The organism is Actinophytocola sp. NPDC049390 (genome assembly GCF_044466355.1).
Taxonomy (GTDB): domain Bacteria; phylum Actinomycetota; class Actinomycetes; order Mycobacteriales; family Pseudonocardiaceae; genus Actinophytocola.
Genome location: NZ_JBITMQ010000022.1, coordinates 38,124 through 50,533 on the forward strand (window position 1 = coordinate 38,124; position 12,410 = coordinate 50,533).

A 12,410-nucleotide genomic window follows, 5' to 3' on the forward strand; every position below is an offset into this window, starting at 1 on the left:
ACCCGCTGGCCACCGGCCCCGGCGGGCGAACCCAGCCCACTCAAAAAAAAAGGAGCGCCCGACCGGAAATCCCGATCGAGCGCTCCGCAAACCCCAATGCCCGCACAACACCGACGACGCACATCGCCTCGCGCGCGATGCCCAGCCCCCACCCGATCCCGGGGGCGTCCCGCCGTGCCAGTCTACCAGGGGGTGCCGACAGTGACGGGTGTTTCGGCGTTGGTTGTGGACAACTCAGTGGGTTGTGGACAAGTGGGTCACTCGCCCGTGTACAGCAGCAGGTTCGGCGTGCCCGGGCTCGCGTTGGTGATCTTGTCCGGGGTTGCCGCGCCGGTCAGGCCGGTGGCCACGTCCGCCGGCGTGGCGTCCGGGTTGGCCGACAGGAACAGCGCCGCGGCGCCCGCCACGTGCGGGGTGGCCATCGAGGTGCCGCTGATCGTGTTGGTGGCACCGTCGTTCCACGACGACGTGATGTCCACGCCCGGCGCGTAGAGGTCCACGACCTCGCCGTAGTTGGAGAACGACGCCTGCCCGTCCGCGTCGTCCGACGCGGCGACCGTGATCGCCTCGGTCACGCGGGCCGGGGAGAAGTCGTTCGCGTCCGCGGACGAGTTGCCCGCCGCGATCGCGAAGGTCACGCCCGCCGAGATGGCGCCGCGCACGGCCTCGTCCAGTGCCTCGTCGACGCCGCCGCCGAGGCTCATGTTCGCCACCGACGGGCCGCTCGCGTTCTGGGCCACCCAGTCGATGCCCGCGACGACCTGCTCGGTCGTGCCGGAACCGCTGTCGTCCAGCACGCGGACGCCGACGATGTCGACACCCTTGGCCACGCCGTACTCCGCGCCGCCGATGGTGCCCGCGACGTGCGTGCCGTGCCCGTGCCCGTCCGCCGGGTCGTTGTCGCCGTCGATCGCGTCGAAGCCGCCGGTCGCCCGGCCCTCGAACGTCGGGTGGTCGACCATGACGCCGGTGTCGATCACGTACGCGGTGACGCCGTCACCCTTGCTGTTGTAGGTGTAGGAGTCGTCCAGCGGCAGGTCGCGCTGGTCGAGGCGGTCCAACCCCCACGACGGCGGGTTGTCCTGCGTGTCGCTGATGGTGAACTTCTGGTTCTGCTGCACGAACTCGACCGCACCGTCCGCGGCGAGCTTCTTCGCCTCCGCCTCCGTGGCGTGGATGGCGAACCCGTTCATCGCGTTCGAGTAGGTGTGGCTGACCTGCGCGCCGTACTTCGCCGACAGGCCCGACGCCTCCGCGGCGACGGACGCACCACGCGCTTGGTCCTTGAGCACCACGATGTAGCTGTCGGCCACCGCGTTCTCGCTGCCGGCCAGCAGGATCTGCCCCTCGGCCGCCTGCGCGGGCATCGCCGCGATCGCCGTGGCGACCGCCACCGCACCCGCCACTCCCGCGCCGACGATGAGCCGGCCCCGACCCGTGAGTTTCATTGCTCACCCTTCCAGTCCCCGACTGATAAAGGACAAACCGCACTGCGCAATTGCTGCCCCTAATACGGCCGTCCAATGGCCATGCAACCTCCGGGCCACAACCAGAAGCAATGACTGACCCTTACCAGTTCTAGCCCGAACGGACTAGCGACAGCCCCGTGACCTGCGTGAACAACGAGACCCGACGATCGTCTGGAATTACCATGACGGAATTCGCCCGCATTATGGGACGACATTACCGACGATCTACGGTTGCGCGAGAAATCTGGATGTGATAACTCAACGAAGTTTGTCGCGGAGCAGTTTGCCGGTCGCGTTGCGCGGCAGCTCGTCGACGAACACCACGTCGCGCGGCACTTTGAACCGCGCGAGGTTGGCCTTCACGTACGCCTTCAGCTCCTCGCCGTCCACACTCACCCCGGGCCTGCGCACCACGTACGCGGCGAGCCGCTGCCCGTACTCGTCGTCGGCCACCCCGGCGACCGCGGCCTCGGCGACGCCGTCGTGCTCCAGCAGCAGGTTCTCGATCTCACCGGGGAACACGTTCTCGCCACCGGAGACGATCATGTCGTCGTCGCGGCCGTCGATGAACAGCAGGCCGTCCTCGTCGTAGTGGCCGACGTCCCCGCTGGACAGCAGGCCGTCGATGATCTCCTTGTGCCTGCCGTCGGTGTAGCCCTCGAAGGACAGCATGCTGCCGACGAACACGCGGCCGGTCACGTGCGGCGCGGTGATCTTGCGCCCCTTGTCGTCGTAGAGCGCGACCCGGCAGCCGACCGGTGCGCGACCGACCGTGCCCGGCGCCTTCCGCCAGTCCGCCGGCGTCGCGACCGTCGCGACCGCGACCTCGGTCGACCCGTACAGGTTGTGCACGACGTCGCCGAACGCCTCGGTCGCGCGGTTGCCCAGCTCGGGCGGCAGCGCGGAACCGGCGCAGAAGACGATGCGCAGCGACGACGTGTCGTACTTCGCGAGCACCTCGCCGCCGAGGTCGAGGATGCGCCGCAACATGGTCGGCACCAGCACGAGCGCGGTGGCCCTGTTGTCGGCGATCGCGCGGACCGTCGTCTCCGGGTCGAACTTGCGGCGCAGCACCACGGTCGAGCCGAGCGAGAGCGACAGCAAGAACTGTGAAAGACCGGTCCCATGGAAGAGCGGGGCGGCCATGACCGTGCACTCCCCGGTCCGCAGCGGGATCCGGTCGAGGAACTGGGCGGCGGCGAGCGGCGAGCGGACCGTGCGCGGCGCGCCCTTGGGCGTGCCGGTGGTTCCGCTGGTCAGCAGCACCAGACCGCCGGGGTTCGGCGGGTTCGGGACGGGCCGGTCGTCGGTCCTGGCGATCAGCTCCTCGATGGTCGGCACGTCGTGCCCGTCCTCGTCGACCCACGCGAGCACGCGCTGGACGTCGTCGTCAAGGGCGTCCACCAACGAGGTGAACTCCTGGTCGTAGACGACCGCCTCGACCTTCTCCCGACGCGCGACGTCCACGAGCTGCGGCTTCGCGAACCCGGTGTTCATGAGCAGGATGCGGGCGCCGAGCTTCCCGGCCGCGATCATGGTGTCCACGGCGCCGCGGTGGTCGCGCGCCATGAGCGCGATGACCGACGTCGGCCCGAGTCCGCGGTCCGCGAACGCCCTGGCCAGCGCGTTCGCGCGAGTGCTGAGCTGGTGGTAGGTGAGCGAGCCCAGCTCGTCGACGATCGCGACCGCCGTGTCGTCCCGGTCGGCCGCGACCTGCGCCGCACCCGCGATCGGACCGAGCCGCCGCAACGTCAACAAGGAGCGAAGTGCCTGGTCGGGACGGGAAACCGGGGCCAGCCCGGCGCGCCTGAGCACGTCGAACCCACGGATCGCGGCCGGTACCTGGGAGAGCGCCCTGAACACTCGCTGACCTCCTCGTCACGTCGCTGACCCCGAACCTACTGGCTAGTTAACTAAGGGGCCAAGGGGCATCTCCCAAAATTGTCGGTGCTCGGGCGCACAATGCGGGCATGCGTGTCGTGGTCGTGCCGGAAGCGGACGGCGCCGGGCAGGTGCTCGGCCCTTCCGGCGTGCCGGAACGCGTCCCGGACCTGGCCGCCTGGATGGCCGGGCGGGACGCGCGCTGGGTGCTGCCCTCCGTGGAGGCGCTCTACCCCGACCTGCTGCGCGCGGGCGTTCGCATCGACCGCTGCCACGACCTCGCGCTCACCGAGGGCATCCTGCTGGGCGCCGAGGAGCGTCCCGGCCGCCCCCGCAACCTCGCCGCCGCCTGGGCACGCATGCGTGACCTGCCGGAACCGGACGATCCCCGCCCCGCCGCACGCACCGAGCAGCCCGCACTGTTCGAGGCGGAACGAGAACCGGCCCCGGCGGGCACCGACCCGCTGACGGCGGCGGCCGCCGTGTACGACGACCAGCAGAAACGCATCGCGGCCACCGCGCACCCGGACCGATTACGCCTGCTCGTGGCGGCGGAGTCCGCGGGCGCGCTGGCGGCCGCGGAGATGACGCACCACGGGCTCCCGTGGCGTGCGGACGTGCACACGGCTCTGCTCACGGAGCTGCTGGGCCCGAAACCGCCCGCCGGCACCCGGCCGAAGGTCCTCGCGGAGCTGGCCGAGGAGATCACCGAGGCGTTCGGGCTGGTCGGTGCGCCCGAGTCGCGGCAGGTGAACCCGGACAACCCGGCGAGCGTGGTCCGCGCGTTCGCCCGCGCGGGCATCGACGTGCCGTCGAGCAGGGCGCACGTGCTCAGGGAGGTCGACCACCCTGCCGTGGCCCCACTGCTGCGCTACAAGGAGCTGGCGCGGCTGTGGGTGGCGCACGGCTGGTCGTGGCTGGACTCCTGGGTCGCGCACGGCCGGTTCCGCCCGGAGTACGTGGTGGGCGGCGTGGTCTCCGGCCGCTGGGCGACGCGCGGTGGCGCGGCGCTGCAGCTGCCGAAACAGCTGCGCACGGCGGTCCGCGCGGACGAGGGCTGGTCGCTGGTGGTCGCGGACGCGGCACAGCTGGAGCCGAGGGTCCTCGCGGCACTGGCCGGTGACCGGAAGCTGGCCGAGGTGTCGCGTGGCGTCGACCTGTACGCGGGCCTGGCGGAGGAGGTCTTCGACGGCGACCGCGGCCACGCGAAGATCGCCATGCTGTCGGCCATGTACGGCGGCACGAGCGGTGGCGCCGGTCCGCTGCTGGCGAAGCTGCGCAAGCGGTTCCCGCAGGCGGTGGAGTACGTGGAGGCCGCGGCCCGCGCCGGCGAGGAGGGCCAGGTGGTGCGTTCCCGCCTGGGCAGGACGTCGCCGCCGCCGAGCGAGAAGTGGCGTGCGCTGATGGGCTCGCCGGACGCCGACGAACGCCGCTCCCGCCAGGCCGCCCGCGACTGGGGCCGGTTCACGCGCAACTTCGTCGTGCAGGCGAGCGCCGCGGACTGGGCGCTGACGCTGCTGGCCATGCTGCGGCAACGCATCGCGGACACGGCCGCCCAGCTGGTGTTCTTCCAGCACGACGAGGTGATGGTCCACTGCCCGGCGGAGATCGCGGACCGGGTGGCGGACGCCGTCCGCGCGTCGGCGCTGACGGCGTCCCGCCTCGTGTTCGGCGACACCCCGGTCCACTTCCCGCTTGAGGCGACGGTGGTGGCCTGCTACGCGGACGCGAAGTAGCTAGGTCCGGCGCAAGGTGTCCGGCGACAGGTCGGCGAGGGTGCGGTTGCCGGACAGGCCGAGCGTGAGGTCCAGCTCGGCGAGGATCCCGCGGACCGCGTGCCGGACACCGTCCTCACCGCCGAGAGCCAGGCCGTAGACGTACGGGCGCCCGAGCAGCACGGCCTTGGCGCCGAGCGCGACCGCCTTCAGCACGTCGGCGCCGGTGCGCACCCCGGAGTCGAACAGCACGTCGAGCTGGTCGCCGACCGCGTTGGCGATCTCCGGCAGGACCTCCAGCGCACCGACCGCGCCGTCGACCTGTCTGCCGCCGTGGTTGGACACGACGATGCCGTCCATCCCGGCACGGGCGGCACGCCAGGCGTCGTCGACGTGCTGGATGCCCTTCAGCACGATCGGCCCGTCCCAGTGCTCACGCAGGAACGGCAGCTGGTCCCAGTGGTGGTCGGTGCCGGTGAACATCGGGATCCACTGCAGGATCGCCGCGGTCGGGTCCTCCTCGGGCGTCTTCGCGAGCTTCGCGCGGAAGGCGGGGTCGGAGAACGGGATCGCGGTGCCGATGCCGCGGATGAACGGCAGGTAGGCCTGGTCGAGGTCGTTGGGGCGCCACGCCAGCGTCCAGGTGTCGAGCGTCAGCACCAGGGTCGTGAACCCGGCCGCCTTCGCCCGCGCCAGGATGCTGATCGTCACCTCGTTGTCGTTGGGCCAGTACAGCTGGAACCAACGCGCCCCGTCCCCGTTGGCGGCGGCGACGTCCTCGATCGTGTTGGACGACGCCGTCGACAACACCATGGGCACCCCGACCGCGGCCGCGGCACGCGCGGTCGCCAACTCGCCGTCCGGGTGCACGATCGACTGCACCCCGACCGGCGCCAACAACACGGGCGCGGGCAGTTCGGTGCCGAGCACGGTGGTGGCCAGGTCCCGCTTGGTCGCGTCGGTGAGCATCCGCGGCACGATCCGCCACCGGTCGAACGCCCCCCGGTTGGCCCGCATCGTCGCCCCGGACCCGGCACCACCGGCGACGTACCCGTACGGCCCGTCGTCGAGCTTCTCCCGCGCGGCCGCCTCGAGCCGAGTCCCGTCCGTGGTGAACGGCGGCACCTGGTCGCCGAGTCCCTGCAGGTAGATCTCGTTCTGGTAAGAACCGTACTGACCAGCCACTTTGCCGCTCCCAACCGCCTCAGGCCGTCTCCAGGCCGTCCGACTCATGCCCCGATGCGCGCCCATCTTCCATGGTCACCGAGTCGTCGTCGCTACCCAGTACGCGATCAATCGCCTTCCTCGCCCGCGCGGGCGCCCATCACTTTGAGTAGTTGACCTGTAGCGACACGTCTGAATGTGACGGAGTCATCCCTGGTGTTTAGCAGATTATAAGGTTAAGGTTATTGTTGCAGCGTGGGTCAGTGGGAGATCGAGCTGCACGACAGTGTTGATGCGTGGCTCTTGGGGTTGACAGAGGAAGAGCCCCAGACCGCCGATCTGATCGAGGAGGCGATCGACATGCTTGCGGCCACCGGCCCGACGTTGGGTCGCCCCCTTGTCGACAGGATCAAAGGGTCTGCCTATCACAACATGAAGGAGCTGCGGCCTGCTTCCGCAGGTGGCTCCGAAGTGCGGATCTTGTTCGTTTTTGACCCCCAGCGCCAGGCGATCCTGTTGACTGCAGGTGACAAAGCCGGTGATTGGACGGGTTGGTACCAGCGGAACATCCCCTTGGCCGATGAGCGTTATAGCCAGCATCTGGCACGCCTCGAAGGTGACGAGAAGGAGGGCTGAGACATGACCCGTTCGTGGAAGGACGTCAAGGCCGAGAAGGCTCGGCGCGACAAGGACAACGGGCGAGATGTCGACGCGGCTCGTGTCGAGGCTCGCACTCGGACTCAGGCGTACGTACTCGGGTTTCGACTCGCCCAACTCCGTCAGGAGCTCAAGCTTTCCCAGGGTGAAGTCGCGAAGCGTATGGGTATCAGCCAACCTCGTGTCAGCCAGCTTGAGAGTGGCGATGTCGGACAGATGGAAGTCGACACCTTGAGTCGGTACGTTCTTGCCCTTGGAGGCCGCCTCAAGCTGGTGGCCGACTTCGTCGATCACGATGTCAACGTCTCGACCAGTGAGGTGGATCGTGACGCGCTACAACACTCCGATCTCGTTCTCTCCTGATTGAGTCGCTCGTCGCAGGCTCAAATCGTGCCAGCCCGACGGTCGTACGAAGCCCTCTGACATCGGTTGTTTTTCGTGTTCAGAGGGCTTCGTTGCGTCCCCTGGTGATCGAAACACACGTAGAAAACCGTCGTGCCCAGGGCATCTCTGCCGCACTACATACGACAACGACTGACTCTCGACATCGGCTGGGCGCTCGTCCCTCGCGTCGGCCCCGTCGATGAGACACGCCCACGCCTGACACCGACGACCCGGCGCTAACCGACGGGCAGGACGAAGATCAAGTCCCGGCCATCTCCAGGTCGTTGCACGTCCACCAGTGATGAGAACCGGCGAGAACTGATGCGATGCGTTTCCGCAGGTCAGCAGGCTACCAGAGCGGCAAAATCCTGGACGGGGCGGACCCGGACACAGAAGATCTCGTTCTGGTAAGCGCCGTACTGACCAGCCACGCTGCCGCTCCTAGGAAATCGTGATGGTTGTGGCCTACCGGCCATGCGGACCGAACGGCGGCCCGCCCTGTGGTCCGAAGTCCTGACCCGGCCCGCGCGGCGGCGGCGGGCCCTGTGGTGGCCGCGGGCCGAACTGCGGGCCCTGCCGCGGGATCGGCGGCGGGTAGCCGCCGGGCGGCCCCGCGGGCGTGGCCTGCTGCGGGAACCCACCGGCCGGGTTGGCAGGCGGCGGGCCGTAGCCGGGCTGCTGCGGAAGTCCACCTGGCGGGCTCGCGGGCGGCGGACCGTAACCGGCGGGAGGCGGACCGGCGGGCGCAGCGGGCGGCGGGCCGTATCCCGGCGAGGGCTCCGCGGGCTTGTCCTTGTTCATCAGTGTCGGGATGAGCAGGAACACGACACCGAGCGCGCCGAGGCCGAGCCCGAGGAACGGCTGCCACTCCTCCGTCCACATCAGGACACGGAACTGACGGCCCATGAGGTGCAGTACCACCGAACCGAACCCGAAGAAGGCCAGGATGGCGCCGAGGCGGGTCATAATCGTCCCCTCGTTCGGAAAAGATGCCTTGTCACACCGACGCGCCCCGGACCCGCGCGGTTCCGGCGAACACTAACGACTGCGCCGCCACATCCGCCACAGCCCCAACCAACTGTTCGCGACTGCGACCACGGCCCCACAGAACGCCACGACCAGCACGGGAACGAACACGCCACCGAGCGCGGCGGCCACCGTCCACACGAGCAGCGCCGCGTACGACACGGCGAGCGCCGCCCCGCCGACGACCACGAGCGGCGCCCGCTGCCACAGCACCCCCGCACGGGCCCGCGCCCCCAGCGGCAGCGTCGCGTACCCCCGCCACGCCAGCACCCCGACGAACAGCAGCGCCCCCAGCCCCACCCACGCCAGCGACGCGAACACCAGCACGACCGCCGCCACCGCCTGCCACACCGCCGACCGCCGCAGCGCCAGGTACCACGCCACCCGCTGCACCCGCTCGAACCCCGGCTCGCCCCGGGACCGGACCGGCTGCCTGCGCCGGCGGGCGTCGTCGGCGGGGCGGAACTCGAGCCGCTCGATCTTGACCGCGACCTCGGTGTTGCCCGGGTCGAGCCGCAGCGCGTCGCGGTAGGCCTGCTCGGCGAGCATCCAGTCGTGGGCGAGCATGGCGGCGTCGCCGAGCACCTCGTGTGCGCGGGCCTCCTCGGGCGCCAGCGCCACCGCCGAGCGCGCGGCACGCACCGCCTGCTCCGGTTCGGCGTGGGCGAGTGCCTCGGACAGCGTCACCAGCCCACGCCAGTCGTCTGGGGCGCGGCGGACGGCCTCACCGGCGGAGACCACGGCCTCCTCGTACCGGCCCAGCTCGACGAGCGCGAGGCTCGCGAGCCGGTTCGCCCACGCCGGCTCGCCCAGCGCCATGGCACGCTTGGCCGCCGCCAGCGCCTCGCGTGCCTCGTCGACCTCCAGGTACGCGGCGGACAGCCGGCACCACGCGGTCGCGTTGCCGGGGCAGGTCTCCAGCGCGGACTCCAGCACGGCGATCGCCGCTCGTGGCCTGCCCTCGTCGGCCAGCCGTTCCGCCCGCACGAAGACCGCGTCGATCGAGCCGTCCGCCATGCGTCCTCCCCGGCGGCTACCCCATCAGGCTCGCCAGATCGGCGTCAACCAGCTTCGCGGGCTCGACCCGCGCCCGGGCGTCCACGAGTGCCTGCAGCGCGTCGCCGTCGTCCCACATGTTGACGTTCATGGCCGCCTGCACCGCGCCGTCGCGCAGCCAGAACGCGATGAACTCGCGCCCTTCCAGGTCGCCGCGCACCACCAGCTCGTCGGCGAACGGGTCGGCGAGGCCGCGGAACTCCATGCCGAGGTCGTACTGGTCGGAGAAGAAGTACGGGCTCGCCGTGTACGGCTCACCCGCGCCGAGCAGGTTCTTCGCGACGTGCGCGCCCTGGTCCTTCGCGTTGGCCCAGTGCTCGACGCGGATCCGCTGCCCCAGCCTGGGGTGGAAGTGCGCGGCGATGTCGCCCACCGCGTACACGTCCGGCGCGGAGGTGCGGAGCGTCGCGTCGACGTCGACGCCCGCGCCCTCGGACAGCGCCAGCCCGGCCTCGTGTGCCAGCTCGGTCCTCGGCCGCGCGCCGACCGCCAGCAGCAGCACGTCACCGGGCACCTCGGTGCCGTCCTCCAGCCGGACGCCGGTGGCGATCCCGTCCGCGCCGGTGTACTCGGCGACCCCGACACCGAGGTGGAACGTGACGCCCTCGGTCTCGTGCATCTTGCGGAACACCGCGCCGACCGTGTCGCCGAGGACGCGGTGCAGCGGCAGCGGCAGCGGGTCGATGACGGTGACCGCCGCGCCGTGCTTGCGTGCCGCGGCCGCGACCTCGCAGCCGATCCAGCCCGCGCCGATGATCACCACGCGCTTGCCCTCGGTCAGCTCGGCCCGCAGGTCGCGGGCGTCGTCGAGGCGGCGCAGACGGCGGATGTTCGGGTAGTCCGCGCCCGGCACCCGCAGGCGTCGCGGCGTGGAGCCGGTGGCCAGCACCAGCCGGTCCCACGGCTCGGTCGCGCCGCCGACGTCGATGGTCCGGTCACCGACGTGGACGGCGGTGGCCTTGGTGCGCAGGCGCAGCTCGACGTTCTTCTCGGCGTAGAACGACTCGTCGTGGACCCAGTCCGGGTCGTCGGTGTCCCCGAGCATGATGCCCTTGGACAGCGCGGGCAGCTCGTAGGGCCGGTGCCGTTGCTCACCGATGAGCAGCACGTCCCCCTCGAAGCCCTGCTCACGCAACGCACCAGCCGCCGAGGCGCCGGCGAGCCCGGTCCCCACGATCACGATGCGGCGCGGTTCAGCCATGGTCGGTCAAGCCTTTCGTCGATGAAAGATGGTGTACGCGCGTCACGACCCCGTCGCCGCGACGTCTCTGTGCCGAACGAATAATTGAGCGGCGAACCAGCCGACGGCCGGAGGATGGGAATGTGACCAACCATAAGGAGTGGTCGATCACGTGTCGCGACATTGCTGGCCGCAGACGTGACCTGACGGTGTTCGTCCGGCAGGGCCGGATCGTGCTCGTAGCCCCACCAGGCGAGACGGCGGTGCTCAACCCGCTCGACGTCGGCCGGCTGCGTGCGGTGCTCCGCGACGCGGTCGTCGACGCGGCCAGGACACAGGAGAACTGACACCTCGGCTACACCCCTGGCCAGGTGTGCACGGGTTCGTTGGTGTGCATGTGGGTGGCGTAGCGGCGGGTCATCTCCCGCAACGCCTGCTCACGCGTCACCGACCGGGTCTCCTCCAGCGCGCGCACGGTGTCGACCTGCCACGTCGCACCGTTGCGCCCCGAGATGCAGCGCCGTTCGATCACGCCGAGCAGGCGGTCCCGCTGGGCGGGCGCGACGCCCCACGTGTCGAGGCCGGTGTGCGCGAGCGGCAGCAGCCTGCGCAGCACCAGCTCGGTGACCGGCACGTCGCCGATCCCCGGCCAGTACACCCTGGCCCCGATCCCACCCTTCGCGGCGGCGTGGAAGTTCTCCTCCGCCGCCGAGAAGCTCATCTGCGTCCACAGTGGACGCTCCTGGTCGGCCAGCGCCCGGACCAGCCCGAAGTAGAGCGCCGCGTTGGCCATCACGTCCACGACCGTCGGGCCCGCGGGCAGCACCCGGTTCTCGACCCGCAGGTGCGGGCGGCCGTCGACCACGTCGTAGATCGGCCGGTTCCAGCGGTAGATCGTGCCGTTGTGCAGGCGCAACTCACTCAGCTGCGGCGCGCCGCCGTCGGCCAGCACCTGCGCCGGGTCCTCGTCGTCGCACAGCGGCAGCAGCGCCGAGTAGTAGCGCACGTTCTCCTCGAACAGGTCGAAGATCGACGTGATCCACCGGTCACCGAACCACACGCGCGGCCGCACGCCCTGCGCCTTCAGCTCGTCCGGCCGGGTGTCGGTGGACTGCTCGAACAACGCGATGCGGCTCTCCGCCCACAGCTGCTTGCCGAACAGGTACGGCGAGTTGGCGCCCAGCGCGACCTGGATGCCCGCGACGACCTGGCTCGCGTTCCAGAAGTCGGCGAACCGCTCCGGCGCCACCTGCAGGTGGTACTGGACGCTGGTGCAGGCCGACTCGGGCGCGATCGTGTCCGCCTGGGTGCGCAGCCGCTCCTCACCCGCGATGTCGATCTCCAGGTCCTCCCCGCGGGCGGCGAAGATCTGCTGGTCGAGCAGCTTGTAGCGCTGGTTCGCCGACAGGGTGTCCGCGTTCATGTGATCGTGCTGCAACGTCGGCAGGATGCCGATCATCACGATGTTCGCGTCGACCGTCCCGGCCTTGACCTCCGCCGCGTTCAGCGACGCGCGCAGGCTCTCCTCGAAACCGGACAGCCCGTCCGGTCCCAGCTCACGCGGGGCCAGGTTGATCTCGATGTTGAACTGCCCCAGCTCGGTCTGGAAGTCCGGGTCGGCGATCGCGGCCAGGACGTCCTCGTTCCTCATCGCCGGGTCGCCTGCCGCGTCGACCAGGTTCAGCTCGACCTCCAGCCCGGACATCGGCCGGTCGGTGTCGAAGGCCGACTGCTTCAGCATCTGCGCGAACACGTCCAGGCACAGGCGCACCTTCTCCCGGAACCGCTGCCTGTCGGCGCGGGTGAACTCGGTCCGCTCGACATCCTTGCCCATCCGCATCGCCCCACTAGGTGATCTCGCGTACCGGGAAGCCTCGC

11 protein-coding genes are annotated in these 12,410 nt (G+C 70.3%); 4 read left to right on the top strand and 7 right to left on the bottom strand.

What is annotated here, in order from left to right; genetic code table 11:
- Nucleotides 1-257 precede the first annotated feature (257 nt).
- Entirely contained in the window at nucleotides 258-1,448 is a 1,191-nt protein-coding gene (locus tag ACIBVP_RS41520; RefSeq protein ID WP_396112092.1) for a S8 family peptidase, read from the bottom strand.
- A gap of 279 nt (nucleotides 1,449-1,727) precedes the next feature.
- Entirely contained in the window at nucleotides 1,728-3,332 is a 1,605-nt protein-coding gene (locus tag ACIBVP_RS41525) for an AMP-binding protein (protein WP_396112093.1), read from the bottom strand.
- A 107-nt stretch (nucleotides 3,333-3,439) separates the two neighbouring features.
- Between ACIBVP_RS41525 and ACIBVP_RS41530 the strand changes: the two genes are divergently transcribed.
- Complete coding sequence (locus ACIBVP_RS41530) at nucleotides 3,440-5,086, top strand: bifunctional 3'-5' exonuclease/DNA polymerase (protein ID WP_396112094.1); 1,647 nt, start codon at nucleotides 3,440-3,442, stop codon at nucleotides 5,084-5,086.
- Here ACIBVP_RS41530 and ACIBVP_RS41535 read toward each other — a convergent pair whose 3' ends face one another.
- The gene (locus ACIBVP_RS41535) at nucleotides 5,087-6,298 is read right to left on the bottom strand and encodes a lactate 2-monooxygenase (RefSeq protein WP_396112095.1); all 1,212 of its coding nucleotides are present in this window, start codon (nucleotides 6,296-6,298) and stop codon (nucleotides 5,087-5,089) included.
- 186 nt (nucleotides 6,299-6,484) lie between these two features.
- On the opposite strand from ACIBVP_RS41535, the gene ACIBVP_RS41540 reads away from it, so the two are divergent.
- Together ACIBVP_RS41540 and ACIBVP_RS41545 are read left to right on the top strand one after the other, a co-directional pair.
- Nucleotides 6,485-6,865 carry a type II toxin-antitoxin system RelE/ParE family toxin gene (locus tag ACIBVP_RS41540; protein ID WP_396112097.1) on the top strand — a complete coding sequence of 127 codons (381 nt, stop codon included), beginning with the start codon at nucleotides 6,485-6,487 and terminating at the stop codon, nucleotides 6,863-6,865.
- Between the two features lie 3 nt (nucleotides 6,866-6,868).
- Nucleotides 6,869-7,249, top strand: coding sequence for an XRE family transcriptional regulator (locus tag ACIBVP_RS41545; RefSeq protein WP_396112098.1), 381 nt, complete (start codon nucleotides 6,869-6,871; stop codon nucleotides 7,247-7,249).
- 486 nt (nucleotides 7,250-7,735) lie between these two features.
- Here the strand turns inward: ACIBVP_RS41545 and ACIBVP_RS41550 are convergent, their stop codons facing one another.
- The 3 genes from ACIBVP_RS41550 to ACIBVP_RS41560 form a co-directional block, all read right to left on the bottom strand.
- Entirely contained in the window at nucleotides 7,736-8,236 is a 501-nt protein-coding gene (locus ACIBVP_RS41550) for a hypothetical protein (protein WP_396112099.1), read from the bottom strand.
- Between the two features lie 72 nt (nucleotides 8,237-8,308).
- Nucleotides 8,309-9,313: a tetratricopeptide repeat protein gene (locus ACIBVP_RS41555; RefSeq protein WP_396112100.1), complete on the bottom strand. Its 1,005-nt coding sequence runs from the start codon at nucleotides 9,311-9,313 to the stop codon at nucleotides 8,309-8,311.
- 16 nt (nucleotides 9,314-9,329) lie between these two features.
- The gene (locus ACIBVP_RS41560) at nucleotides 9,330-10,553 is read right to left on the bottom strand and encodes an NAD(P)/FAD-dependent oxidoreductase (RefSeq protein ID WP_396112102.1); all 1,224 of its coding nucleotides are present in this window, start codon (nucleotides 10,551-10,553) and stop codon (nucleotides 9,330-9,332) included.
- A gap of 122 nt (nucleotides 10,554-10,675) precedes the next feature.
- On the opposite strand from ACIBVP_RS41560, the gene ACIBVP_RS41565 reads away from it, so the two are divergent.
- Nucleotides 10,676-10,879, top strand: a complete 204-nt coding sequence (locus ACIBVP_RS41565; protein WP_396112103.1) for a hypothetical protein — start codon at nucleotides 10,676-10,678, stop codon at nucleotides 10,877-10,879.
- Between the two features lie 8 nt (nucleotides 10,880-10,887).
- On the opposite strand, the gene ACIBVP_RS41570 is transcribed toward ACIBVP_RS41565, so the two are convergent.
- Nucleotides 10,888-12,366 carry a glutamate--cysteine ligase gene (locus tag ACIBVP_RS41570; protein ID WP_396112104.1) on the bottom strand — a complete coding sequence of 493 codons (1,479 nt, stop codon included), beginning with the start codon at nucleotides 12,364-12,366 and terminating at the stop codon, nucleotides 10,888-10,890.
- Nucleotides 12,367-12,410: the final 44 nt, after the last annotated feature.

What these genes read in the sequence shown, in the direction of transcription:
- ACIBVP_RS41520 (WP_396112092.1), bottom strand. Translation starts at nt 1,448, where the DNA reads ATGAAACTCACGGGTCGGGGCCGGCTCATCGTCGGCGCGGGAGTGGCG.
- ACIBVP_RS41530 (WP_396112094.1), top strand. Translation starts at nt 3,440, where the DNA reads ATGCGTGTCGTGGTCGTGCCGGAAGCGGACGGCGCCGGGCAGGTGCTC.
- ACIBVP_RS41535 (WP_396112095.1), bottom strand. Translation starts at nt 6,298, where the DNA reads ATGAGTCGGACGGCCTGGAGACGGCCTGAGGCGGTTGGGAGCGGCAAA.
- ACIBVP_RS41545 (WP_396112098.1), top strand. Translation starts at nt 6,869, where the DNA reads ATGACCCGTTCGTGGAAGGACGTCAAGGCCGAGAAGGCTCGGCGCGAC.
- ACIBVP_RS41550 (WP_396112099.1), bottom strand. Translation starts at nt 8,236, where the DNA reads ATGACCCGCCTCGGCGCCATCCTGGCCTTCTTCGGGTTCGGTTCGGTG.
- ACIBVP_RS41555 (WP_396112100.1), bottom strand. Translation starts at nt 9,313, where the DNA reads ATGGCGGACGGCTCGATCGACGCGGTCTTCGTGCGGGCGGAACGGCTG.
- ACIBVP_RS41560 (WP_396112102.1), bottom strand. Translation starts at nt 10,553, where the DNA reads ATGGCTGAACCGCGCCGCATCGTGATCGTGGGGACCGGGCTCGCCGGC.
- ACIBVP_RS41570 (WP_396112104.1), bottom strand. Translation starts at nt 12,366, where the DNA reads ATGGGCAAGGATGTCGAGCGGACCGAGTTCACCCGCGCCGACAGGCAG.